Raw genomic sequence first — 22,857 nt, forward strand, 5'->3', positions numbered from 1 at the left:
CCTTAGCGCTCTTTGGCGGTGTTTTGTGATCGCTATATGGCGTCATCGATTGTCAGGGTGTCGTCAGCGGCGACTTGATCGGGCATAGGGCTCAGGGCGTGCTCTCGTCGGTAGGAGGTTGCTCTAGACAATCCAAGATCACGCGCGACCTGGGCCGCTGTCTCGCCGCGTTCTATGAGGTGGCGGGCGTTGAGGATTTGGCGGTCGGTGATGATCCGCGGGCGACGGCCCAGATCCTTGCCGGCGTCGCGTCGCTTGGCGATCGAGTCGACTATGCGCTCTCGCTTGATTTCGTGTTCCATCTGACCGAGCGCCGCCATGATCGTGAATAGCATGGAACCCATGGGCGTCGCGGTGTCGACGTCGCCGCCGCCCAGGTTCAGCACGCGGAGGCCGGCGCCGCGGCCGCGCAGCTCTTCGGCGAAGGCGAGCATGTTCTGTGTCGATCGCCCCAGCCGGTCCAGAGTCGTGATGACGAGAGTGTCGCCGGTGTGTGTGAGCACTTAGGAACCTGCCGTTTCAGTACGTCATTCCGGCCGTTTCATCACCTCCATCCTGCCGTTTCAGCACCGGCCCGTGGCGGCCCGGGCGACTCGGAACAGCGATGGTCGTGTGTACCTGCCGCAGCCGCTGATTCAGCGCGAGAGCAGGGCTGGATGAAGCGGCGGCCACGCTTGGGGCGTCCAAGGAGACGCCGTCAGCTGTCGCTACCGACGTCCAGCTCAGCAGATTCCCGGTCGCTCAGATGGCAGGAAAGTTATCGCTCTTTTGGCTGGTTTCCAACTGACGAAACACACGCCGGCCTCGAGGGCGTCGAGTGCGCGGTCGAAGTCCGGTCGTGATGCTCGAGCGCCGGAGACTCCGTGGTCGACGTAGAGGTCATCGCGCCGGACGCCCTGCGGCCAGAATGTCGGCCTGTTGCCAGTCAGCGGATTGCCAGCGCGTCGATACGCGCGCATGGCCGACCAGCTTCGTCACTCTGATCCTTGGGTGTCGCATAACTAACGGTGAGTACCGAAATTCAAGCAAGAGGATATGAGACTCGTCGGGTCGCGAGATCACCCGAGAATTGCGTCAGTTTTCGAAGTCGTCTGCACAAATGTTCGTACTCGCCTGCACAACTTGCTCCGGCCACCGACGACACTTGCAATAATTCCCGTAGCGCGAACGTCAACTGGGACATTAGTTACGAGGTTTACCATTGAGGATCCGCCTACGGCGACGGATGCTGTCGTCGGCTGGGCAGCAGCCAACCCTAGTCGGTGCTGTCGAGAATAAGTCGGGTCGCTTCATGCGGTACGTCCCATTGCGGAAAGTGACCGCACCGCTCGAACCAGTGCAGCACGGCGTCGGGGAACAGTTCCGTGGAGCGAGCGGCCTGTCTAGGCAAGGTCACCAAGTCACGCCGCCCCCACCCGATCGTGACCCGGCCGGGCACTGTGCCAGCCGGGGCGCCTTGTTGCTTGGGTCCTTTGGTGAGGGCGTCCATGGCGGCGCCAGTCGCCGGGGAATCGGCCAGTCCGCGCACGTCCGGCAGCACGGTCTCGCGCGAGAGCGCCCAGGGCCGCGCCGACAACTGCGCCAGCAGCAAAGTCCTTCCGACAGAGCTGCCAAGAAGGGCTGGCAGCATGCCTCGCAGCGCTCGGACCAGAGCGATCGACGGCCGCAGCGTGGCGCCAAAGACGACGAGCTCGCGGTCGCTCCAGAAGCCGCCCGGGTCCAACGCCACAGTGTCACCGCCGACTCCCCGCCGCGCGAGCTCAAGCACCATTCGGCCGCCCATTGACTGGCCGACGGTCGAGACCCCGTCCAGCCCCTGCTCGCGGATGAAGTCCGCGACGGAGTCGGTCAGCGTGGCGATCGAGACCTCGCCGGTCAACGGCGGTGTCTCACCGAACCCTGGTAGGTCGACAGCGATGACCTCACGGCGCTCGGCCAGTTCGTCGAGGATCGGGGCCCAGGATCGCCACCCTGCGCCCAGACCGTGTACTAGCAGCAGCGGGCTGCCACTTCCGCGTCGAATATGGTTTAGCGTCACACCCGCAACGCTATCCCACGCGGATCTCGGCAGGGTCTGGTCACCGCAAGCGGAACCTTAAACGGGCGGCGTGCCTAGCCTGCGGTAGCGTTCAAACTCGACAGAAATGCGGTGGGTCCTTCCGGCTCGTCGAGCGATGCTGCGGGCCGTTCGCCATTGGTAATGGTTCAGCACCCGCCCGGGCTCCTGTCGCGTGGTCCTGCTCGCATGGGGTGGTCATCCGTTCTGCCAATGCGAGGGCATTTCCAGATGACCGCAAGATACGCCTCCCGTGTTCCGACGCCGATGATCGGGATGCGCATTGCGTCGCCGAGGAAGCGCAGCAGGTTGAGGAACTCGCGGCGGCTGTTGCCCTGCCCGGCGAGGACGTTATGTAGCTCGTCGATGACGAGCGTGCGCACTCCGGTCGCACGCAGCAAGCTCAGCGACACTTGTTCCACGTCGGCCAGGCGTCGTCGGGGTTGAAGGGGCGCGCCGAGGGCGGCGAGGAGCGCGATGTAGAAGCGCAGCACGGACGGTTCGGACGGCATCTGCACGCACAACACGGGAATGTGTTCCCGTCCGGTTCGGTCATCGGTAGGTGTCCGCGGCGGAACTTTTCCACGATCGCCGCGGTCAGATACGGACGACCGATCGGTTGCCGCTCACACTCGTCGACGACAATCACGTCGATGACGGTGTGATCGATCTGCACCTGCTCCAAAATTGTGTCAATCACCGGCACGTCGCCGCCGGCGGATTGCAAGCGCCGCACCGCATCCGGACCACCCCGCCGCCGGCCCACCTCGACCGGATGCAACGCCTGGACTCGCCGCCCCACCGTGTTCCGGGACGGAGCCGGGAGTCCTCGTGCCCGGCAAGCTGCCGCAATGTCGCGGTGAACCGCCGCCAAAGTCCGCTTCAGATGACTTCGGAAAATGACAAATTGAGAAAGTGTAGATCGCGACCGTGAGACGTCTCATTTCCCTAGGGTTACGAGACGGTATTGGAGCGGATTAGAGGCCTGCCGGAGGGGCCAATAAGAGGCGGAGCTAGGTTCGGAGCCTACATGCTGACGAAGAACTCCAGTGCCACACCGTCTGGGTCCTTGAAGCTGAGAGCGGTTCCGTAGTCCGCTTCGATGAGGCCGCAGTGGTCGATGGCGGCACCGGTGAGGTACTCGGCCCAGCGTTGGAGTTCCTCTATATTTTCGACGGCGAAGCCGAGATGATCCATGCCGGGACGGAAGGGAGTGAATCGCTCGGTCGTGGTGGGAGTGTGTTCGGTCAAACCAATGTTGACGCCCCCTGGCAAGGCGAAGAGGCGGCGGTGCAGTTTCTCACCATCGAGCTCATCGGTCGGAGGAAAACCGAAGACCAGCTGATAGAACGCGGCGCTGGTATCGAGGTTACTGACAGTTAACGCGAGATGGTGGATTCCGGTGAACCGGGGCATTTGATCATCCAATGTTCTTCGAAGTCGCGAGACTCAACGACTCGATCGGCTCGTCACCCAAATCGGACGAGTCATAAAGCTTAACGCCCTCACCAAAGTCACACCCGAAGTCATCGACGCAGAGGCGCTACTGCTCGGCCACTGACCAGCGACAAAAGTCGGCCACTTAGCGCTGCGACTCACATTTCGAGATTCTCTTCTCACTCCCGCTTTGGGTCTGGTTGGTAGGTGGGACGGGGTTCGAGAGGCGAAGAATCTCGATCGGTCTCGTTGCGATGTCTCGTAACTCATGGGGTTTCGAGACAGAAGCATGCCAGTCTCTGGACAGCGATCACTACCCTGATTGGCAACGGAACAGGGTCACCGAGAAGGAAGCCCTGAATGACGATTCATCCCGTCTACACGATCGGTCACTCCACCCATCCGATCGAAGAATTTGTTCGGATGCTGAAGTTGAACAAACGTCAGCCTGTTAGTTGACGTTCGGACGGTTCCCGGTTCCCGACACAACCCCCAGTTTGGCGAACAGGAACTCTCACGCAGCCTGACCGTTCAGGGCATCAAGTATCTACGCCTCGCTGAACTTGGAGGACTTCGCCGTACACCCGCAGCACAAGAGTCCATCAACGGATCCTGGCGCAACAAAAGTTTCCGAAGTTACGCCGACTACATGCAAACAACCGCCTTTGCCGACGGCGTCCGTACGCTCCTGGGCTACGCCTCTAACGACACGGCGGCAATCATGTGTGCAGAAGCGGTGCCTTGGCGCTGTCACCGATCCCTCATCGCGGACGCGCTCCTTGCCCGCCGCATTCCTGTCAACGACATCATGAGCCCCACCTCCACAAAACCACGCGCCCTGACGCGCTTCGCGAGAGTGGACGGCGACCGGGTGTGGTATCCGTCCGACGGAGAAGGTGCGGATGAATGAGATCGCAGTATCCAAAGCTGCTTCGATACCCGTGGTGCAACGCTTAGCCAAGACCAGCAGGCCTGAGAGCGGGCGAAGCAGCAGGGCACGGCAAGCCGAAGGGAGTCCTGCGGGGCAGCGTCCTGACGCGGCTGGAGTCGACCTCACTCACATAGCGCCGAAAGTCACATCCGACCGGCGCAGTCGGCATGGCAGCGCCAACACCCCTTTTTGAGAAATATGCGATTAATGATTATTTTCTGTCGGTGCACGTTCTCGACCACCTGGCTGACGTGACAAGTCTGCTCCAGCGGTGCGTGCCGCTACAGCTCCACGTTGTCCGGCGGCATCGATGCGGGCACAATCCTGACCGTTCCGTTTTTGCGGCGGTGGAAGTGTCCTTGGTCGGGGTCGCAGTCGCGGAAGGGACCGGTTGACTTGTCGAAGATGACGGCGGCGTGGCGGTCCCAGTGGTTGATCCACCAGGACGAGACGGCGCCGGCGTCGCCGTCCATGACGCTGGCGTCTGCTTGCATGCTGGCGTGCCAGAGCGCTTTGAACCGGGCGACGACTTCCGGGTGTAGCCACCATTGGTCGCACCACGGTGTCGGTTTAGTGCCGACGACCTCGACGGTGCTGAGGTGGCTGGTTAGCCAGTCGAGGAACATCTGGCGGACGTCAACCGCATCCTCCCCAGTGTCGGCTGAGTCGTAGTCGTCGTACTCAGCCACGTGCTGCCACCTCCGCTGCAGCGGTGTCCTCGGGTACCGGTACCGGGTCCGGTGTCTTGGTCGGCGCGGTGCGGTTAATGGTGGCGGTAAGGGTTTTGTCGCGGAACCAGGGGACGGTGTTGACCATGACTGGTCGGCATTTGGAGCTGAACATGACCGCGCGCCATTCAGGGAGGGAGCCGAGGGCGGCGATGTCGAGGGTGTTGACCTTGCGGGTGTTGGTCGACGTGGACATGTGTCCGTCTTTGCTGGTGGAGCTGCCGTAGGTGATCTCATCGTGCTCGCCGATGAGCGCGGCCAGGGACCGGAGGAACTCGTCGTCGCCGGATCCCCCACCGAAGACGCGGGTGGCGGCGGCGTCCCAGAGGGTTTGCCAGCCATCTTTCCCGAACGCGTCGATCGCTTGGGCGCGGGATTGGAAGTAGGAGTTCAGGATGATGCCCATCGACCCATAGAAGGAGTAGACCGACGGCAGCTCTGGCCAGCGGACGATGTTGGCGCATTCGTCGAGCTCCATCACCAGCGGCACGGTGAGCCGGCCGCCGTTGCCCTGCGCAGCGTGCTCGGCGGTCTTGCAGATCGCGCGGATGAGGGCAGTGAGGATGGCACCGCCAGATCCTTCACCGTCTTTGGAGAGCAGCACGAGCGTGTCGGCGCTGCGGATGAACTCGTCCGGGTTGAACCGGCGGACACCGTCGGCGCTCGTCCAGGCCAAGAGATCATCGCCAGCGAGGGCAGAAGCCATCCGCTGTGCGGTGGCGTAGACACTGCCCTTGGTCTTCTCGGGCCAGCTCAGGATGCCCTCGATTGTGGATGACGGCCCGGTTTTCCCGTGCCGGGCGAGGATCCGTTGCACCTCGTGCCCTTCAGCGCGGGCGATCCACGCGAACACCTGCGACAGCGGTTCGTGCTCGAGCGCGGCCGCGAGGAAGAAATAGGCGAGCATGTCGCGGCCGGCGGTGTCGAACTGGGAATCCCCGCCCCGGTCCGACGCTTTCCGGGTGGAGGCTTCGAAGATCGCCGCGAGTTCGCGGGCGTCCGCGGCGCTCTGCACGTAGTCGAGCGGGTTGAACACGAAATCCGGTCGGGTGTCGCGGCGGTAAATCCGGTTCGGGTCAAAGATGAACGCATGGCCGTGGCCGGCCCGGCCGGCGAGGGCTTCGCGGACGCCGTCGACTTTGTTGGACGTCATGATCGCCGCTCCCGGGGCTTCGATCATGTGGCGGATGACGAGGGCGGAGGTTTTCCCGCGGCCGGTCCCGAACACGTACACGCCCAAATCCCGCCACCCCTGATACACCCACCGGTTCCCACGGCCAACGAGCCGGCCGACCCGCTCCCCCGCCGGCAGGTTCACCGCGGCCGGGTGCAGCTGCGCCGCCTCCTTCGCCCGAGCCGTTTCACGCAGCACGGCTGACTGACGGGTAGTGGCCATGTGCTTGAGGGCCACGTTGTTGCGCTTGGTCGACGCCCACTGCGCTTGCTTGGCAAGGATGAACGCGAACACCGCCACCACGAGAATCAGGGCCGTCAGGGACGTCCAGGTGGCCGCGGGCGGCCAGGGTGCGTCGCGGAAGAGGAAGTCGCCGGCCAGGGCGGCGGGGTTCCACGGGTATGTCACACCCGTGGGGGTGAGGGCGGCGCCGGCGTGCACGGCGCCGAGCAGCCCGAGGACGGTCAGGATGGCGAGGAGGCCGGTCATGATGCGGGCTTTCCAGTCGATCATTGGATTCTCCTTGCAGCCTGGCGCGCAGGCGTAGTCAGGTGGGGCATTAGGTGCCGAGTTTTAGGGGGTCGGTGTTGTAGGGGTCGACGGCGATGTGGACGTGGTTGCAGTAGTCGCTGAACTGCGTCATCGACAGGTCCAGGGTTACGCCGGCGTCGGCGCGGCACTGGGATTGTCCGGTGCCGGACCCGGCCGGCAGGACTGGGCTGAGCGCCTTGAGCAGCTTCAACGCGTTCGCGTCGGCGCCGGTGGTGGGCATCCGGTCGAAGGAGTAGAAGTCGACGGCGTGGCCGCCCCCGTTCGCCGAGTGCGGCGACGTCAATCCGGAGCCGAGGACTTGGCCGGTGCAGGCCCGGTTGATGTCGGAGATCCCGACGCTGCCAAACGTGTTCGTGGCGATGGTGATCACCTGCAGGATCCGCGTGTCGATGCCGCAGTTCTCTTTGGTTTCGCCGTCGGCGATCCAGCGGATCTCGCGGAGGTGATCCGGCGACAACCCGGTGATGTTGCCCGCGTCGATCTTGACGACCAGGCCGGCTGCGAGGGCCCGGGCGTCCCCGCCGATCCCGGCCGCGCAGGCGGCATCACCCGTGGTGAGCGCGGTGACGACGGCTTCAGCACCGTTGAAGTACTTCGTGTAGTGGTTGGGGTCGGCGTTGATCTGCACGGCGTGCGCTGCGGCCGTGGGTGTCATCGTCTCCCAGTTCGACACCCGCAGGAGACGTTCGAAGAAGAACGACGCCGCCTGGGTCGGGTTCATCCGTTGGGCGAGGGTGCCCCAGGTGTCGCGTTGCTGGAACAGGCCGCGGGAGTCGGGGCCGGCCAGGTCGCCGTATTCGATGTTGCGCAGCGTGGATTCACCCATCGCCGTCATCACAGCAATGGTTTGCCCGTGCACGTTGACGCCCAGCGTCGCCCCGGCGTTCATGATCAGGGCCGCATTCACGAGCTGGTCGCCTTGGTACCCGGCGACCGCGGAGCGTTCTGCGGCGCCTTGCGGGTTCGCCGCGACCGCCGCGCACGCGCTCGTGCCGGGGCCACCACCGGTGATCAGCAGCAGCCCCGTGAAGATGAACACCAGGAGCACGACGGCCCCGGTCCCCCACATACCTTTCTGCATACGCCGGTCAGCTGGTGGTGTCGCCGGCGGCCATGGCGGAGTCGGTGTTGGTGACCTCGATCTCCCAGTCCGAGCGGATGTGGCGGATGTGGGTTTCCGGGTTCGACCCGTACTTGAACACGCAGTTGCCCGGGTTCAATCCCATCAGGGTGGCGGCGGTGTCGGGGGCGAAGTTGAACGTCTCCTGCGCCCACCTGGCGTCTTCGGGGCGGTCCTGCCGGAACGCGTACACCGTCTGTGCTTCCTGGACGACGGTGTAGCCGGGGCTGTCGGCGGGAATGTCGGTGCCTTTGTGCATGACGAAGACGTTGGAGATCCCCAGGGAGCGGGAGAGTTTCTGGTTGGCTTTCACGAGCTGGGCGGAGGGGCCGCCGATCATGTGCCAGCCCTCTTCGTAGATCACGTTGGTGATGAATCCGCGCTCCTGGCGGAGCCGGCCCATCAGCCACATGTTCCCGATCGCCATCACCGTCGGAATTGCCGGCCCCGAGTCCGGCAGCTGGGAAACGTCGAAGGTGGTGAGCTTGTGGGAGAGGTCCACGTGCCTACTGGTTTCGCCGTCGAAGACGCCGGCGTAGGTTTCCAGCAGGTTCTGCAGGCCGAACCGGATCGACAAGCCAGCCTGGTGAAACCGCTCCGACGCCTCCGGCGACAGCCCCTGATCTGTGGGCACCATGCCCAAGTACGGCATCAGGTCCGTCGTCGTCGCAGCCCTTTCGGTGTCTTGGAACTTCTCGAAGAGCAGCTGCAGGGCGTGCCGGGTGGCTTTTTCTTCCCATTCTGTCGCGGCGGTGTCGTCGCGGGCGATGCGGGCGACCGCGTTGATGAGCAGCATCTGCCCCTGCAGCCCAGTGCCGCGTGCAATGTGGGGGTCCAAAAGGTTGAACCTGGTCCCCGTGCCATCCGGGTCGAACCGGAGCGGTTCGGTACCCATCCGCCGGGTCAGAGCCGCGTATTCGCCTTCGCCACCCTCGTCCTTCTTGTCAAACACCACCGCCCGATGGTTTTTCAACAGCAACGGTCGCATCACCATCACCGTTTTCGTAAACGACGACTTCCCTGACCCGACGGTGCCGATAATGAGCACGTTCGGCGACGTCAACTTCCTTGGGGACGCGTTGTATGCAGTCGGGGCGTCGTGGCTGATCATCGTCGACGAGAGGTTGTCGGTACCGTTGACGACACCCTCGATCCCCGTTGGGGCACCAATGATGCCGGTGTTCAGGATCTCGGCCTGCCTGGTTGTTGTCGGTGCCCCGGCCAGCTTCGGCGCGTACCAACCGCGTGCTGCCGCGCCCGGTGAGGCGCGCAGGATGGATCCTGGGCGGGAGAACGGGGGCACGTCCACCGGCCGGGCTGTCGGCCCGACCTGGTCGGTGGCCGCCGCGCCCTCTTCACCGGTGAGGACCGGCGGGATGCTCTCCGTGGGCGAAAGGAAGATTTTCAGGCCCGGCACGGACCCGTACCAAGGCTTCCTCGTCGCCGAAGGTGCACGACCGTCGGTGGCCGTATCGACGGGTGTGGCGGGTTTGTGGGTCATGAGAGTGCTTCTTTCTCGGTGCGGCCGGCGAGCCGGTTGATCGACCGGGACGTCAATGTCGGGCTTGCGGGGCGAAGGCCCCGACCGATGGGCCAGGTCGTGCCGGACGCGGCGGACTGGAACGAGTCCTGCCAGTCCAGGCGCTCGATGCCGAGGCCTGTTGCGCAGGCTTCTTCAAGCTGGCGGGACGCTTGGGCGAGGTCGTCGCGGGTGGGCGCGGAGATGGTGATGAACCCGATCCAATCCACGCCGTGATGGTGGGAACCGGCGGCCAGGTCCGCGGAGCGCCGCTGCGCGGCCGACATCCGCGTCGTCGAATCGTCGGACACCAGGCGGCCTTTCTGCTGGTCGGCCATGACCCCGGCGAGGTCCCGGACCACGTCCGCGCGGGCCTTCGCTTTGGCCTGTCCGGCGGGGACCAGGTGCAGGTGGAACGATACTGACCGGACGAAGGTGAGTTCGCGGCCGATGAGCAGGTCCAGGCACCAGAGCGGGCTGCGGGCGGCGACGGCGAGGTTCTGGCCGTGGATCGCGGCCGTCCGGTGCCACCAGGTCACCGGAGGTGACACGGGGCCGTCCTCCCCCATGATCAGTGACGTCGGGTCGACGTCCTGGACGACGTGTGCGGAGAACTCATCGTGGGAGCGGAGCCCGGCCTGGAGGGGGTCGACGGTGCGGGTGAGGTCGATGGGCAGGTGTGGGTTTTGCTGGTGCAGCATTAACGCGGTCGTCTGCTTCGCCGTCAGGGCGCGCACGTCGCCCATCTTCGCGTCGTTTAGACCGCGTTCGGTGGCCAGGATTTGGTCGGCCATGAGTGCCCGCCAGGCGTCGCGGCCGCGGCCGAATTTGGTGGCGGCGTCGGTGAACTGTTGATCCAACGGCCAGGACACGACAACGTAGTGGCGTTGCACCATCGCGTCGGCGCTGGATTTGCGGATCACTTCGTCGTAAGAAAGCTTCTGTGCCTCAAACGACTCCCGCTGGGCGGCCGTCCAGTCGTCCTGGACGGGCTCAAGGCGGGTCTTCACCCACTGCTGTTGCCGGGCGGAGTCCGGCGGCAACACGCGAGTGAGAGTTTGCACGTCCCGGATCAACGACGACGGTGCCGCCCGGCGGGCCAGGAACTTCCCCCAGGCGTTCGCCGCCCGGGTCAGCGCGGCCGCGGTCTCCATACCGCGCAGCTGCCCGGACACGGAGAACGCCACCGACAGGTACGGTTGCTCACCGATCGGAGCGTGCCAGGCGATGCCGGGCATGTTCGAGGCGTATTGCAGCCAGCCCATCCCATCGGAGCCGTCCGGGTTCGCCCGCATCTTCAACGCGGTGCGCTCCGCGGCCCGTTTCTCCGCCTTGGTGCCCTGGTTGATGGCTTCCTGCAGCTGGTCCCACGCCCCGACTTCGTAGGGCACGAAGTCGTCGGTGCCGAGCCGGCGGCGAGCCCTGGCGCGGGCCCGCTTCCGGCGGCGCTCGAGTACCGTGCCCCGGTGCGTGCGTGCGGTCGTGAGCATCGTGATGCCCACACCCGCCACTGCCACGAGCAGGGCCGGCAGGCCCAAACCCATGACCATGCCGGCCATGCCGCCGCCGATGAACACGGCCAACAGGAATACGCGGGTCTTGGAGGCGGTGCCGCCGAAGAACCCGCGGTGACCCGTCTCGCCGCCCAGGTGCCTGACGTAGGACTCCGGATTACTCATGGGTGGAGTCCTTTCCATAGTGCTGCTCGTGGTCTTCCACGGGAGCGACCGCCGCATCCGTCACCGAATCAGTGACCTTCTTCGTCGTATCGAAACCAGCCTTCGCACCGGCAGCGATCATCGTGGGAATCCCGATCGCCGCCCCGACACCGGTTGCCGACTCGGCCGCACCCGCCGCCGCCATCCCGGTCTCCGCGACCGCAGCGCTCCCGCCGGCCGCTGCGGCCCCGCCACCTGCAGCAGCGCCGGCGGTGGCTCCGCCGGACGTGCTGCCGAGCGAGGCCGCCTCCGAGATTGACGACGTCGCTGTGTCGCCCTCGGCCGCGACCGAACCACCGCCACCGCCACCGGTGCTGCCGGTGCCGCCGGTGGTGACCGGTGAGCTGCCGGATTCGTCGGATACCGACAAGCTGTCATCGCTCTTGCTGCTCGCCGAACTGTTGGGGCTGCTGTCGCCGTACTTCGCATCGGCTTGCTGCATCGACTGGGACCCGATCGTCGGACCCGCAACTGCCGCGCCGCCGCCACCGGTAGGGATGACGGGGGCGAACTTCGTCAAGGCCAGCGGTGACAGACCGGCCATGAACAACGCCAGGATCGACACAACCAACGTCACCGTCTTCGCGAGCGTGGGGGACCCGGAGAACACGTCGACCTGCGCGGACATCATGCTGTACGCGATCGCGAGTAGGAAGAACAGCAGCGGGTGGGAGGCGAGGATCCCGAACCATAGGTAGGCGATCTTGGATCCGAACTTCCGTTTCTGCGGGTCGACGATCCACACGAACCCCAACGGAAACAACACCCCGGAGAAGTAAAGGGTGATGAGCTGCACGATCAGCATCAGCAGCACAATCAGCAAGCCCAGGATCATGAAGAACATCAAGATCACGCCCAGAACGGCGCCGCCGGCCAGACCGTCACTGTTCTCCTCCGAGAGCATCACGGAGAACTTGTCCACGATCGTCTGCGCGTTGTTCGTGACACCCCACGAGATCAGAGAATCCGACAGGGCACCGAAGAACGACACGAGGAACGCGCCGAGCGCCGGCCCGAACATGGCCCCGAGAATGAACGCCGGCCCATACAACGCCAGCGACTCTCCCAGCTCACGGCCCGATTGGTGCCCGCGCGCGGTGCGCACAATCTGCGGAATAAGCAAAGCCACAAATACGAAAATCGCCAGGGCGAACGACACCCTGTACGCCTGCAGGAACCAATCCGCGGTCAGATCCGGCAGGGTCGCGTGCGTCAGTGCCGGCAGCACGTTATCGGCCAGGCCTTTGGCCCCGTTCTGCATCATCTTGAACGAGTTCCCCGCTGGATCCGACCAGAAGTTCGCCACACCTGCAGCCGTATTCACGGCGTTGTTGACGCCGCCAACGGCGTCGGCAACACCTTCAGCGAGCCCTTGAGCCCCGCAGACGAAGTAGTTTTCTGCGCATTCAGGGTTCATCAGCAGCCGCCCGTGTAGCGGGTGCCGCCCGCGGCAAGCTTCGCTTGATCGGGAGTGCCTGCACTTTCTATGTGCCACCCATCGTTTTCCCACACCATCGTTTGGGAGATGACGGCTGCTTTGGTCGGGCTGAGTTCGCCGTTGACGACGTACCCGGCCGCAATGTTCACCTCGACCTTGTCGGTGGTGGAGCCTTCAGAGACTGTCCACAATCCGTTCGTGGTCGACAGATGGAACGGAGTTCCGATGGGAACCTGTCCGGCGGTGATGTCGGTGCCGGCCATCGCCTGGTAGCCAGCCGTAAGATCGCGGAACGCGTCATTGGCTGTTGATGCCATCACAGCCTCGCTCACTGCACTAGCTTCGGCAGTGTTAGCCGCTGGGTTGGGGGTTTGCCAGAGCCACCGGTAGAAAGCGGTGGCGACTTCGACGGCGCCGTAGGTTGTGTGTTTGGCGTCGGCTTGGGCGGTGAGGACCATGTTGGCGTTGCGGTCCTGGCCGCCGAGGCAGCCTGTGACGTCGTCTTCGTTGTCACCGTTGCCGGAGACGCTTCCGGTGGGTGTCGGCGCCGCTGTGGGTGTGCTCGAGGCGGGTGCTGTGGCCGGTTCGGTCGGCTGTGTCGCTGTGTAGGCGATGCCGCCGCCGATGGCGAGGACCAGGAGGCTGCCGCCGATGACGAGGGGCCACCGGCTGCGGCCGGATGCGGTAACCATTCGCATGAGGGGTCTCCTTAGGTAGGGCTGTTAGCCGGCGAACGAGAGGACGGCGCCGACGATGATCGCTAGGCCTGCGAGAGCGGCTAAGGCGATGCCTGCCCACACCGCTTTGCGGCGGCCTTGGGCGTGGGCTTGCGGGTTGGGGTTGGTGTCTCCGGATGCCCCGGCCATGGCGACGATTCCGAAGATCAGGAATCCGATGGAGACAAGGATCCCGATGGCCCAGAGGGCGGCGATGAGTTTTTGCCACAGGGCGGTGAACTCGGCTCCGCCGAATGAGAAGTCAGGCAGGATCCCGTCGAGGGGATTGTCGATCGCTGCGCGGAGCATGAGGTCGTGCATGGTGGGTTAGGCCTTCCGGTTCTGTGTGGGGGCGGTGGAGACCGCGGATTGCAGTGCTCGGACCACGCTCGCGGCCGCGGCCACGAATGCGTCTCTGGTCGCGGGCTGGAGCTGGGCGAGGGTGAGTTGTCCGCGCTCGGCGATGTGCGCGTCGTAGGGAATGTCGTGCAGGGCGTTGACGCCGGCTTGGTTGAGGAGGCGTTCGACTTCCTGGCGGACGGCGTCGTTCTCGGGGCGTCCATCGGTGAGTCGGATAGCGATCGCCCGGTTGGCCAGGTCGGCGGAGTCGCCGCCTGCAGCGCGGAGCTCCTCGAGCAGCTGGATGGCTTCAAGGACCGAGTCCCCTGCATTCATGACGGGAATCACGAGGACGTCGGCTACGGACACGGCGCCCTGGAATGCGGAGGAGGTGGGGACGTTGCCGGAGTCCATGACGCGGATGGCGTAGAACTCGTCGATGACGTTGGACACGGCCACGACGGAGTCGCCGGTGAGGCGTTCACGTCGCCCGGTGGATCCGATCACGGACGCGAACGAAGTTTGTGGGGCGGTGTATCCGGCGAGGCGGCCGACGGTGCCGACCTGGTCGATGTCGCGGACCAGCTCGCCCAAGCCGAGCTGTGGGTTCCCCTCAGCCCGGAAGTTCAGAGCGCCGGGGTCGTCGGAGACTTCCAAAATCGCGACCGACCCGCCACGAATCGCGGCGAGCACTCCCCCAAGCAACAACGCGGTCGGAGTCTTCCCGGTGCCGCCCTTCGGGTTGTTCACCAGCACCGACACCGCACGGGTCCACGTCGCTTGGCGCACGGTGGTCTCATTGGCTGTGTGCTGCTCCTGCAGGCGCCGCTCCCCCAGCTCGGCGGCACTGGGCCCGACCGGTAGGCCCAGACTCGCCAGGGCGCCCCGGAATCCTGTGGTGGCCTTGGCTGGGTTCGTCATTCGTGACCCGGCGACCAGCCCGGCCGCCGTTCCGCCAAAGAGCACCGAGGTGCTGGCCAGGTTCACGGTGGCCGGCCCCTCAGGTGTGGGCTCCACATGCACCGGTGTTATGACGGGCTCTGCGTCAATAGGCGCTGGGAGGAGCGTGGGGGCACCCTCAGTTGTTTCCGCTAGGCGGCGAGGCGTCGGCGGGGCTATGTGGGTGGTGTCTTCCTCGACGTAATCTCCGGCGCGGTCAGCCGCTCCGAAGACATCGCGGGTGCTGCGGTGACTGGTGTCACTCATGGGCGGTATCTCCTCTCGAACTCTTGCTACGCATCCGAGGGATATAGGACGCCCCCCAAAGGCCCTGACTAGTCTCTACTTTTTTGCCCCTAAATGCCACCTGAACGAGGGGTGTGTCCCGACTGTGTGTCAGCTAAAATTCCCTGAATCACGGGGAATGGTTATGTGGCCACGCAATCGGGTCGATTCGAAACTCTATGTGCGACCACCGACATTGGGAGCCTTGTTGATTTACGCCCGTAATTAGATGCGTTTGCATTAACCCCAAACGAGTCGTGTTGCGGCCGGAAATGCGCGGGTCCACGCCAGAATTGAGCGCATGGCACGCGACGACAATCTGATGAAACATGCCCCTGCCCGGGTGGCACTGTTCCAAGAGCTCTTCTCCGCGCCTTCCCGTGTTCTCGTGCTCCGCGCGCTGCTGCCCAGGCCACTTGACTTCAACGAGCTGTTCGACGTGATCGGCGACACGATGAGCCGCCCGGCCGTACACGCGGCGTTGATCGACCTCCGGAATATGGGCTACATCGAAGACGACGCCCCCGATGACGTTCTCCGCCGGCCAGCTGGCACGATATTCACCGCGCGACGAGATCTCGTCACCCGGGACTTCGGTCAAGTCCTCGAATTCGTCCTCGGCTGACGGTTGCGGCTTCTCGGGGGGCCAGCTCGCTCTAACCATGCTGCGAATCTTCATGAGCTAACCTAATAATGATTAGGGTTGACCTGGTCAACGATGGAGAGTGGGGAGGTCGGGCAGAATGGCACAATGCCCCGCTACGTGCGTCCCCCTCACGATGAACTCGTGGAGGCTGCGATCGATGCATTCGGAAACCGCGCTCGAGTGGCGATCCTCAGACACGTTCGCGAAAACGGTCCCTGCACTCGCGCCGACATTGCGACGGCGCTCGGCATCGCTCCACCAACGGCGTCAAACCACCTGGCAGCCCTTGAGTCAGCAGGGCTTATCGTGTCGGCGCCCCCACGTAGCGAGGCCAGGAGTGGCCAATGGGTCCGTTACACGGATATCCCAGAGCGCATCACAGAGCTATTCGTTGCTCTGGGTGGGTTCCTCGGGCAATCCGAGCCTTAATCCAGCAGTTCCCGCGTGGCGCACACTCTTGAATGGGTTTAACGCAATGATCGTTTCCATGGCAGTTGCAAAGGGAAGCCGGATTCGTCGCGACCACACCCCCACGGTGTTGTTCCAGACAAGAGTCGACCCCGCGATCCGCGCGGAAGTGAATCAAGCCGCAGCCGCAAGTGGTGTCTCCACGGGTATCTACCTGGAAGCGCTGCTTCGCCTAACTCTCGCGGACAAGGGCCAGCTGCCTGTCCTCGACCTCATCCCTAACCCAAACGAGGAGCTGCTTATCCCAGCCGCTTAAACGAAAGAGCCCGTCGCTTTCGCGACGGGCTTCTGCAAGTTTCGTAGCTCAAACCCTCTCAGCTTGCCGGCGTGAGGTTCGAGCTAATCCAGATCACCAGCCCTCACGGGAGGTTTCTCTATGCCACAGAGCATAGCTGATTTCACGCAGAATGCACCCATAAAGCTGTTCGGCGTGTCCATTAGTCAGTGGACGGCCTGGGATTTGACGCGCCGGATTAGTCCGCGCGACCAGGTCCGGGTGATGAAACGCGACGCGTATGGTCGTGTCGACGAGAACAACTACCCCTCGATTCACCGGGTTGGCCCGGTTGAACCGTCGACGCCGTGGGCGATGAATCTGGCCGATGACACCGGTGTCTTCCGGTTCCTGTGCTTCGACTTCGACGGCAAAATCCAGGGCGCGGTCGACGCTGAACTGATGGAACAAGCCGCCGACCAGTGCGATGCCCTGTCCCGCACGCTCGACGAATTGTCGATCGAGCACGTCGTCTGCCAGTCCTCCGCCACCGGCGGCCGCCACCTCTGGCTGGCCCTTCTAGACGGTGCCGTCAAGGCCGACGTCGCACCTGTGGCCCGGGCCGCGCAGGTGACCTATAGCCAGTTGGACTTTGGCATGCTCCTGAACACCGTCACCGGCGCCGCCCGTCCCCCGGGATCCCCACACCGGGACGGCAGCTACTCGACCGTGCTCCGCGGCACCGTGACCGCCTTGGCCGCCCCGTCGACGACGACCGCCGACCTGGTCGCCCTGGCCCGGCTGCTCGAGGAGCGCAAACCCGCTCTGCGTGCGCAGGAGAGCCGCCCGTCCGGGCCCGTGAACACCCTGCACCAGGGCCACCGCGCGTTGAGCGCTGCGGGGGCCGCGCATATGGCCACCATCGCTGGCGGTAGTAACCCATCCTGGACGGGGTTCATGTGCTTGCTCTCGGCCGCGAACGCCGGATGGAGCTTCCTGGATGTTGAGCACGCGGTGAAGAGTGCGCCGGGGATGGAACATTACCGGACGAAGAACACCGGCCGCGGCGGCCGCCGCCCCCGCTCCGCTGGGGAGGCCCGGGCCCGACTGGAGCGCCAGTGGAACGTCGCCGTGCAGTACGCGTCCCTGCAGCGCCCGCTGCCGGCCGAGAAGTCCCCAGAGGACCTCACGGAGCTGGACGCCATCGTCGCCGGTGTCGCGGACCTGCTGGAACGCTTCAGGGTCAATCCTGGCCGGTGGGGCGCTACAGAGGCCACGTCGAACCAGCAATCGATTCTCTCCGCCTTGGCGTACCTGACCCTGCAGACCGGCAAACGCGTTGTCGCCGCCGCAATCCGCGATCTCGGCCCCATGGCAGGCCTGGGCCGCACCACCGCGGCCACCGCGCTCACAGCCCTCGCCGAGGCCGGCTACATCGAACGGGTCACGGCTAGTGACGAGGGTAACGCAGCGGAATGGCGGCTAGTCTCCACGTTTTCCACAGCTCCTCGCACGGTCCGGTCACAACCACTACATAACCCCCGCCCCCCTACCGCCGCTCTCCCTATCGTTGCTCCTAGCGTTACCGAGCTTTTTAGTACTCGCGCTGCTCTCGTGGCCCAGCTTGAGGCGCAACTCACCGATCAACGACACGATCTCTTTACCCGCTGTGGTTTGGGTCACCTTGCCGGCAAGCTTTATGCCCTTCTGAAGCAACATCCTTCGCTCACTGTCGAGACGGCGGCTCGTGTATTGGGAGTCACTACCCGGCACACCGCGACGATTCTGGGTCGGCTCCGGCACCACAAGCTCCTCGTGGGCCACCGCGACGGGTGGGCTAGATCTAAGCAAGACCTCCGGGACCAGGCCGCAAAGATTCTGGGCGTGGCGGGCACCTTGCTGGCTCGTTCTGAGCGGTACCGGGTGGAGAGGGAGGTGTGGGCATGGTGGCAAGCGGAAGTCAGCACCATGACCACACACCCGAGGAACCGGCCCAAGCGCCCGCACGTGTCGAGTCGGCTGCTTTTTGAAGCTAGTAACGCGGGTGAACGGGTGTGGCCGCGGTATCCGCGGGCAAGTAACAACCTCGCTGACCATAGATCGGCGCTGGAGCTCGTCGCGGCCGGCAACCTCAATCCCGAGAGCCGATGGCAATATTTGGGGGATGCCGCATAACGGACCAGCCTGTGATGGCTGAGAGTACCAGCGCGACGGCGAAGTTCGTTAGCGTGCTGAGATGACTGAACCGGCACTTCCTACTGTGGGCCCCGGCCAGAATGCGGCTGTACCGGCACCGATAACGAGAAGAGAATTCGTTAGACGCATTGTCCTGGTCGACGTGGTTGCGGTTTTTCTCGCGTTGCTGCCTCTTCTATTTCTGGTGATAGGTATTCAAGCGTTGGGCGCTCAGAACGGGTGGTGGGCGGGCGATCCCAACTCGAACGATGGCGAGGAGTTTTTTGCCACCGTCCTGGGCGGATTCGGTCTGGTTAGCGTGACTGTCCTGGCGGCGATCCCGGTGGCTGTGCTCGCTGGGCGCCATGGCTTTCCCGTGTGGCATACGGTCATGGCGAGCACCCTTCGAATCCTGGTGTCATGCCTGATTCTTGGCGTTACCGCCAGCATCCTCTAGGCGGCCTCCCCCAACGCTGGCAGTGGCCGGATGACACATCTGTTTTAGGAGCGTGGGCTGCTCGGGGTGTCGGCGAGGTTGTAGATGAGCCAGTCTGATGTCGCGGCGTCACAGATGTTGAGTTCGGTGACATCGACCAGGATCTCCGCGCTGGCTTGTGGAAGTGCGATCCGTAATGATTCAGCCCCGAGCAGTGGACAGTCTGGGTAGAGATTCTGGCCGGCCACTCTGACCAAGAGATAAGCGGCATCCTGGGGTGTGACGGTGATGGGGTGGGCGGGGATGGTGTCGCGTTTTGTGGCTGGGTTGTCGATGGCTTGCCCTGCAGCGTCGAGGAGGGCGACCTCGGGGAACCCTGAGACGGTGCAGCTGGTCGAGCCGGTGTTGGTGAGCTTGACGTAAAACAGGGCTGTGTTTTGGGGGTGGTCCGGGTCAGAGGATTCCTGGGTGGCTGTGAAGTCGCACGTGCCAGCGTCAGCGTTCTCGTCTGCTGTCGGCCTTCTAGCGTTTCCTTCAGCCGGGCTGAGGGAACATCCTGCTAGCGCGCCCAGCATGAGCAGCACTGTCGCGGCCACCAGGGTGTTGGTAGATCTACGAGGTCGAGCGTTCATTTGTTGTTCCCCCAGGGCGCTGATATTACTCGGCTGCACTGTATGTCTGATCAGCGAAAAGGTGGGGGAACAACAGCTTCTTCACAGCCGGTTTATGGTCAGCTGCGACAGCGAGACCGGTTCGCCACGCTCCGTGGACCCCGTCACGTCTAGCGACGAGCTGCGTTGGTCTGCGTGACGGGATGCGTTGAGATGTTCAGCCCGGTCCTTGGCCGCGGTGCAGGTTAGCGCTGGAACTTCTCGAGGACGTCGTTGGCCTCTGCGCTGGTCAGTGCCCAGCGCTGGTATTTGTCAGTGTCGGGCCGCGGATGGTGCAGCCGTAGCCACGTTCGAATCGTCCGGCCGCCGTCGGTGTGCCCGAGCTCGCGAGCGAGCTCATTCGGGGTGGTCCTACTCTCGTTCGCCGGCATGCCCGGAGCTTACCGACGCGCAGACACCCGTAGGAACACGCTGTGGAGCCGCTGCGCGGCCTGTTCTGATTCAAACCCTTTTTGTCTGTCTGGCTGGTCATCGTAGTTCGCTCCCGTGCCTGCGTGCGCGGACTTATCGAGCGCGCCCTGCGGGCTTATTTCCCTCGACAACTCCGGGCACTTCGGCACTCCCGCTCTCAATCGATTCTCTTGCCAGACAGGCAAAAAAATCAGTTGAGCGGAGAGTCCCATGTATCTGTCCCACGTTGTTGTTACCGGTCCTGAGCGCAGTAGTGATGACATTGCGGCCGACCGGAAAGCCGCGAACGCGTTCTTCGCCCAGTACACGACCCCACACGGTTGGAAGAAGGCCCGTGATCTGGAGCGGTTGGTGGAGTTCTACAGTTACGACTGGAATCTGGTGTGCTGTGTCCTCGACGCTCGGGTGTGGACGTTGGATCATGGCCACGACAACGCGGTCGCCCGCGCTCAGGCCAAAGCTGCCCGGGCCGCGCTCGAAGCGTTGGATGCGCTCCCAGCCCGGGATGACGTGAAGCTTCGCCCGTACGTGCACTACACGACCACCCGGCGGATGCCCGCTCCCGGGCTGACAGTCAGCCCGATCGGGGAACGCCTCACCGGGCGGCGCGAGGCGAGCAGGTTCTGGGCATTGTGCGCGAACCCGACTCCGAAGTTCATCGACAAGGTCCTCAACGCGGGCCACCCGTTCACCCGGTGGGCCCTGTTGAACCCGAGCTACGGTCCCCTGCACGACGCCCCCGACAACTACCGGGGCACCCTGCGGACGCCCAAGGAGCTGCGGTTTCGGAAGGGCACCATCCGCCCCGGCGGGATCACCTACGACCGGGCCCTCGAAATCGCGTTGCAGGCACTGCCGGTCCGGTGAGTGCGGGCCCGCGGCCACCCCTGGCGGGGCGGCCGCGGGGTGAGGGGGCCACCGGCCCCCTCACACTCCCCCAGCCCGGGAAGTTCTCCACAGAACCCCAGGCCGGCCGGCGGCCAGGCGCGGGTCCGGCCTAGCGTTCGAGCATCCACTTCGTCGAAAGGACGCCCTTATGCGTTTCATCAAACTTGCCGTGACCACCTACGAGCACGACCGGTCCCAACCAGCGATCGGCGCCGACGACGTGTGGATCAACCTCGACCAGGTCGTCTCCATCCAGGAGCAGTTAGACAGCAACACCTTTGCCGATGCCGTCCGGATGGGCATCACCCCGGAAGAGCACTACCCCTGCGTGGAGCTGAGTATGTCCAACGGCACCACTCACCTGGTGTCTTTGGGCGTGTATGAGACCCAGGCGGCGGGGTTTGACGCGATTGCCCGGTTCCTGCCCACCCTCATCAGCGCGGCCGCCACGACGGACGACCAGCTCGAGCAGCTCCTGACCGAATCACCGTCGGTCAGGCCACACTGAATCGACCACGCCGACAACGCATTGGCCCGTTTCGTCGGCCCACACCGGCCAGCAGGATGCGACCGTCGACGGCGAAACCGAGGACGTTCTCCAGGAGTAACGTCTGCTCCAACCCGGCGTGACAGTCCCCCCACTGCCACGCCGGGCCCACCCGGGCAATGACCCCAGATCTCGTGGTACGGAACACGGGCAACGATCATGTCGAGAGCCTCAACCTGGACGCTCTGCGCGTGCAGAGTTCGATAACTAGGCGAGACGGGGCGGCATCCATCCCCACTGCGCCAAGAACTGCGTGGTCTTATCGAGCAGACTCAGAAGATTCCGCGATACCGAAATCACGGCCCGTGACCGCTCCAGGACCGTGAAAAAGACCGCAGAACGGTGGTCGCCCGACCGCCGGGGACCCACACTCCTTGAAGCCCCTGAGGTATCGTGGCTGGCGTACTCGCTCATATCGCTTGACGGCTCTTTCGTCATAAATACTCCTTGCTAGCAGTTCGGTTTATTGCGGATCGGTGAGTGCTCTCAAGAATTGGTCCCGGTTACAGCCGGGGCCATTTTCTTTTTTCGTATGAAGTTGATTCGAGAGAACGTCGCCGTGTGCACAACGCTACGCGAACACCCCGACAGCAAAACGATTCATTTACCTCTGCTGACGAATGATTTACTTTCGGTCGGTGTCCCCTAACTTTCTCGAGGTGTCCCCTAGTACCACTTGACCCTCAGTCCGGTTGGACCACGCGGAAGAGTGGATGCGGCTTCATGAATGCTCATTTATGAGTGATCACTGCTTTACCCGGAAAGAGAAACGAAAGACGTCGGAGCGCCATAAGCAGCGGATTATTAAATGGCTGGTAATGGATATATTCGCTGGCGAATACGGTCTAGAGAGATAGTTATCCGTGCTCTTGCTTAGCCGATTCCCGGGCGTGTTGCGTAACGGTGGTGGGTCGGACCGGCCACGAAATGTACCGGCGAACATTTAGCCCTGACCAGGTACACGCCCCTGACGGGACGTGAAAGGAACGTCGGCGAAGCCGCCGCACCCATCCTCCAATTGAGCCGCTGCGCGGCCGGGGACCTCAGAGGACCGTGACGGCGATGCCGTCAAGAGCAAATTGGAGCCGCTACGCGGCACTATCCAATGGGCCTTTTTGTCCTTTCTGGCGTTTCACCGTAGCTCCCTCCGTGCCTGCGTCACCCGGATTCTCGGACGCGCCCTGCGGGCTTATTTCGCCCGAGAATCCGGGCACTGCGGCACTCCCGGTCGCTATCGATTTCTCTTGCCAGATAGGGCAAAAAAACAGTTGTTCAAGAGGAAGAGAAGCCATGGCTGAGACCGATTACCCGTACGAGAACACCTACCCCCGGGAGCGCTACGCCAGCGGGTGTGCCTGCAGCGGATGCCGGTCCGAAGGTGCCGCAGACACCCAGCCGGGCGAAACCTGCACCGCCACCCGCTACGCCGACAACTTCGCCTAGATCAAG

At 64.0% G+C, this 22,857-nt stretch carries 23 protein-coding genes and 1 pseudogene; 9 read left to right on the forward strand and 15 right to left on the reverse strand.

The features are described from left to right. Positions 1-32 precede the first annotated feature (32 nt). From E3T61_RS19855 to E3T61_RS19875, 4 genes and pseudogenes are all read right to left on the reverse strand, one after another. A pseudogene (locus tag E3T61_RS19855) lies at positions 33-488 on the reverse strand (recombinase family protein); the annotation flags it as partial. 767 nt (positions 489-1,255) lie between these two features. After that, on the reverse strand, positions 1,256-2,038 hold the full coding sequence (locus tag E3T61_RS19865; protein WP_134642571.1) for an alpha/beta fold hydrolase: 783 nt from the start codon (positions 2,036-2,038) through the stop codon (positions 1,256-1,258). 167 nt (positions 2,039-2,205) lie between these two features. Beyond that, positions 2,206-2,568 carry a TniB family NTP-binding protein gene (locus tag E3T61_RS19870; protein WP_241992710.1) on the reverse strand — a complete coding sequence of 121 codons (363 nt, stop codon included), beginning with the start codon at positions 2,566-2,568 and terminating at the stop codon, positions 2,206-2,208. Between the two features lie 514 nt (positions 2,569-3,082). Further along, entirely contained in the window at positions 3,083-3,472 is a 390-nt protein-coding gene (locus E3T61_RS19875) for a VOC family protein (protein ID WP_134642572.1), read from the reverse strand. A gap of 469 nt (positions 3,473-3,941) precedes the next feature. Here E3T61_RS19875 and E3T61_RS19880 point away from each other — a divergent pair, with 469 nt between their 5' ends. Beyond that, a complete protein-coding gene (locus E3T61_RS19880) occupies positions 3,942-4,403 on the forward strand; it encodes a DUF488 domain-containing protein (RefSeq protein ID WP_241992711.1) in 462 nt (153 codons plus the stop codon). Positions 4,404-4,705: 302 nt separating this feature from the next. Here E3T61_RS19880 and E3T61_RS19885 read toward each other — a convergent pair whose 3' ends face one another. The 9 genes from E3T61_RS19885 to E3T61_RS19925 are packed head-to-tail and all read right to left on the reverse strand — an operon-like array spanning position 4,706 to position 14,934. Further along, positions 4,706-5,113 (reverse strand): DUF4913 domain-containing protein, encoded by a 408-nt coding sequence (locus tag E3T61_RS19885; RefSeq protein ID WP_134642573.1) that lies wholly within the window; start codon positions 5,111-5,113, stop codon positions 4,706-4,708. Next, the gene (locus tag E3T61_RS19890; protein ID WP_134642574.1) at positions 5,106-6,839 is read right to left on the reverse strand and encodes a type IV secretory system conjugative DNA transfer family protein; all 1,734 of its coding nucleotides are present in this window, start codon (positions 6,837-6,839) and stop codon (positions 5,106-5,108) included. Before E3T61_RS19890 ends, E3T61_RS19885 begins: the two co-directional genes overlap by 8 nt. 46 nt (positions 6,840-6,885) lie before the next feature. Beyond that, positions 6,886-7,947, reverse strand: coding sequence for a hypothetical protein (locus E3T61_RS19895; protein ID WP_241992708.1), 1,062 nt, complete (start codon positions 7,945-7,947; stop codon positions 6,886-6,888). A gap of 19 nt (positions 7,948-7,966) precedes the next feature. Further along, a complete protein-coding gene (locus tag E3T61_RS19900) occupies positions 7,967-9,499 on the reverse strand; it encodes an ATP/GTP-binding protein (RefSeq protein WP_134642576.1) in 1,533 nt (510 codons plus the stop codon). After that, entirely contained in the window at positions 9,496-11,196 is a 1,701-nt protein-coding gene (locus E3T61_RS19905) for a hypothetical protein (protein ID WP_134642577.1), read from the reverse strand. The genes E3T61_RS19900 and E3T61_RS19905 overlap by 4 nt, the downstream gene beginning before the upstream one ends. After that, positions 11,189-12,745: a hypothetical protein gene (locus E3T61_RS19910; protein WP_206751536.1), complete on the reverse strand. Its 1,557-nt coding sequence runs from the start codon at positions 12,743-12,745 to the stop codon at positions 11,189-11,191. The genes E3T61_RS19905 and E3T61_RS19910 overlap by 8 nt, the downstream gene beginning before the upstream one ends. Beyond that, the gene (locus tag E3T61_RS19915; RefSeq protein WP_134642579.1) at positions 12,652-13,371 is read right to left on the reverse strand and encodes a hypothetical protein; all 720 of its coding nucleotides are present in this window, start codon (positions 13,369-13,371) and stop codon (positions 12,652-12,654) included. The genes E3T61_RS19910 and E3T61_RS19915 overlap by 94 nt, the downstream gene beginning before the upstream one ends. A 24-nt stretch (positions 13,372-13,395) precedes the next feature. Further along, positions 13,396-13,710, reverse strand: a complete 315-nt coding sequence (locus E3T61_RS19920) for a hypothetical protein (protein ID WP_236900939.1) — start codon at positions 13,708-13,710, stop codon at positions 13,396-13,398. 6 nt (positions 13,711-13,716) lie between these two features. Beyond that, positions 13,717-14,934, reverse strand: coding sequence for a MinD/ParA family ATP-binding protein (locus E3T61_RS19925; protein ID WP_134642580.1), 1,218 nt, complete (start codon positions 14,932-14,934; stop codon positions 13,717-13,719). A 319-nt stretch (positions 14,935-15,253) separates the two neighbouring features. Between E3T61_RS19925 and E3T61_RS19930 the strand changes: the two genes are divergently transcribed. The 5 genes from E3T61_RS19930 (at position 15,254) to E3T61_RS19950 (ending at position 18,912) form a co-directional block, all read left to right on the forward strand. Then, complete coding sequence (locus tag E3T61_RS19930; RefSeq protein WP_134642581.1) at positions 15,254-15,577, forward strand: helix-turn-helix domain-containing protein; 324 nt, start codon at positions 15,254-15,256, stop codon at positions 15,575-15,577. Between the two features lie 126 nt (positions 15,578-15,703). After that, positions 15,704-16,027, forward strand: a complete 324-nt coding sequence (locus tag E3T61_RS22730; RefSeq protein ID WP_166793327.1) for an ArsR/SmtB family transcription factor — start codon at positions 15,704-15,706, stop codon at positions 16,025-16,027. A 46-nt stretch (positions 16,028-16,073) separates the two neighbouring features. Continuing rightward, positions 16,074-16,322 (forward strand): hypothetical protein, encoded by a 249-nt coding sequence (locus tag E3T61_RS19940; protein WP_206751537.1) that lies wholly within the window; start codon positions 16,074-16,076, stop codon positions 16,320-16,322. A gap of 120 nt (positions 16,323-16,442) precedes the next feature. Then, positions 16,443-18,455, forward strand: coding sequence for a hypothetical protein (locus E3T61_RS19945; protein WP_241992709.1), 2,013 nt, complete (start codon positions 16,443-16,445; stop codon positions 18,453-18,455). Positions 18,456-18,516: 61 nt separating this feature from the next. After that, on the forward strand, positions 18,517-18,912 hold the full coding sequence (locus E3T61_RS19950; RefSeq protein ID WP_134642584.1) for a hypothetical protein: 396 nt from the start codon (positions 18,517-18,519) through the stop codon (positions 18,910-18,912). Positions 18,913-18,956: 44 nt separating this feature from the next. On the opposite strand, the gene E3T61_RS19955 is transcribed toward E3T61_RS19950, so the two are convergent. Beyond that, positions 18,957-19,523, reverse strand: coding sequence for a DUF4232 domain-containing protein (locus E3T61_RS19955; protein WP_134642585.1), 567 nt, complete (start codon positions 19,521-19,523; stop codon positions 18,957-18,959). A 224-nt stretch (positions 19,524-19,747) separates the two neighbouring features. Then, on the reverse strand, positions 19,748-19,933 hold the full coding sequence (locus E3T61_RS19960) for a hypothetical protein (RefSeq protein ID WP_134642586.1): 186 nt from the start codon (positions 19,931-19,933) through the stop codon (positions 19,748-19,750). Positions 19,934-20,183: 250 nt separating this feature from the next. Between E3T61_RS19960 and E3T61_RS19965 the strand changes: the two genes are divergently transcribed. The 3 genes from E3T61_RS19965 (at position 20,184) to E3T61_RS21995 (ending at position 22,851) form a co-directional block, all read left to right on the forward strand. Next, a complete protein-coding gene (locus E3T61_RS19965; RefSeq protein ID WP_134642587.1) occupies positions 20,184-20,840 on the forward strand; it encodes a hypothetical protein in 657 nt (218 codons plus the stop codon). Between the two features lie 169 nt (positions 20,841-21,009). Further along, positions 21,010-21,369 carry a hypothetical protein gene (locus E3T61_RS19970; RefSeq protein WP_134642588.1) on the forward strand — a complete coding sequence of 120 codons (360 nt, stop codon included), beginning with the start codon at positions 21,010-21,012 and terminating at the stop codon, positions 21,367-21,369. 1,329 nt (positions 21,370-22,698) lie between these two features. Continuing rightward, the gene (locus tag E3T61_RS21995) at positions 22,699-22,851 is read left to right on the forward strand and encodes a hypothetical protein (protein WP_166793328.1); all 153 of its coding nucleotides are present in this window, start codon (positions 22,699-22,701) and stop codon (positions 22,849-22,851) included. Positions 22,852-22,857: the final 6 nt, after the last annotated feature.

Source organism: Cryobacterium lactosi (genome assembly GCF_004403945.1).
In the GTDB taxonomy this organism is placed as follows: domain Bacteria; phylum Actinomycetota; class Actinomycetes; order Actinomycetales; family Microbacteriaceae; genus Cryobacterium; species Cryobacterium lactosi.

Bases quoted from the DNA above. Each gene is read 5' to 3' on its own strand.
- E3T61_RS19960 (WP_134642586.1), bottom strand. From the start codon at position 19,933: ATGCCGGCGAACGAGAGTAGGACCACCCCGAATGAGCTCGCTCGCGAG.
- E3T61_RS19970 (WP_134642588.1), top strand. From the start codon at position 21,010: ATGCGTTTCATCAAACTTGCCGTGACCACCTACGAGCACGACCGGTCC.
- E3T61_RS22730 (WP_166793327.1), top strand. From the start codon at position 15,704: ATGCCCCGCTACGTGCGTCCCCCTCACGATGAACTCGTGGAGGCTGCG.
- E3T61_RS19965 (WP_134642587.1), top strand. From the start codon at position 20,184: ATGTATCTGTCCCACGTTGTTGTTACCGGTCCTGAGCGCAGTAGTGAT.
- E3T61_RS19895 (WP_241992708.1), bottom strand. From the start codon at position 7,947: ATGTGGGGGACCGGGGCCGTCGTGCTCCTGGTGTTCATCTTCACGGGG.
- E3T61_RS19875 (WP_134642572.1), bottom strand. From the start codon at position 3,472: ATGCCCCGGTTCACCGGAATCCACCATCTCGCGTTAACTGTCAGTAAC.
- E3T61_RS19945 (WP_241992709.1), top strand. From the start codon at position 16,443: ATGCCACAGAGCATAGCTGATTTCACGCAGAATGCACCCATAAAGCTG.
- E3T61_RS19930 (WP_134642581.1), top strand. From the start codon at position 15,254: ATGGCACGCGACGACAATCTGATGAAACATGCCCCTGCCCGGGTGGCA.
- E3T61_RS19915 (WP_134642579.1), bottom strand. From the start codon at position 13,371: ATGCGAATGGTTACCGCATCCGGCCGCAGCCGGTGGCCCCTCGTCATC.
- E3T61_RS19955 (WP_134642585.1), bottom strand. From the start codon at position 19,523: ATGAACGCTCGACCTCGTAGATCTACCAACACCCTGGTGGCCGCGACA.
- E3T61_RS21995 (WP_166793328.1), top strand. From the start codon at position 22,699: ATGGCTGAGACCGATTACCCGTACGAGAACACCTACCCCCGGGAGCGC.
- E3T61_RS19950 (WP_134642584.1), top strand. From the start codon at position 18,517: ATGACTGAACCGGCACTTCCTACTGTGGGCCCCGGCCAGAATGCGGCT.
- E3T61_RS19925 (WP_134642580.1), bottom strand. From the start codon at position 14,934: ATGAGTGACACCAGTCACCGCAGCACCCGCGATGTCTTCGGAGCGGCT.
- E3T61_RS19870 (WP_241992710.1), bottom strand. From the start codon at position 2,568: ATGCCGTCCGAACCGTCCGTGCTGCGCTTCTACATCGCGCTCCTCGCC.
- E3T61_RS19905 (WP_134642577.1), bottom strand. From the start codon at position 11,196: ATGAGTAATCCGGAGTCCTACGTCAGGCACCTGGGCGGCGAGACGGGT.
- E3T61_RS19890 (WP_134642574.1), bottom strand. From the start codon at position 6,839: ATGATCGACTGGAAAGCCCGCATCATGACCGGCCTCCTCGCCATCCTG.
- E3T61_RS19900 (WP_134642576.1), bottom strand. From the start codon at position 9,499: ATGACCCACAAACCCGCCACACCCGTCGATACGGCCACCGACGGTCGT.
- E3T61_RS19920 (WP_236900939.1), bottom strand. From the start codon at position 13,710: ATGCACGACCTCATGCTCCGCGCAGCGATCGACAATCCCCTCGACGGG.
- E3T61_RS19940 (WP_206751537.1), top strand. From the start codon at position 16,074: ATGATCGTTTCCATGGCAGTTGCAAAGGGAAGCCGGATTCGTCGCGAC.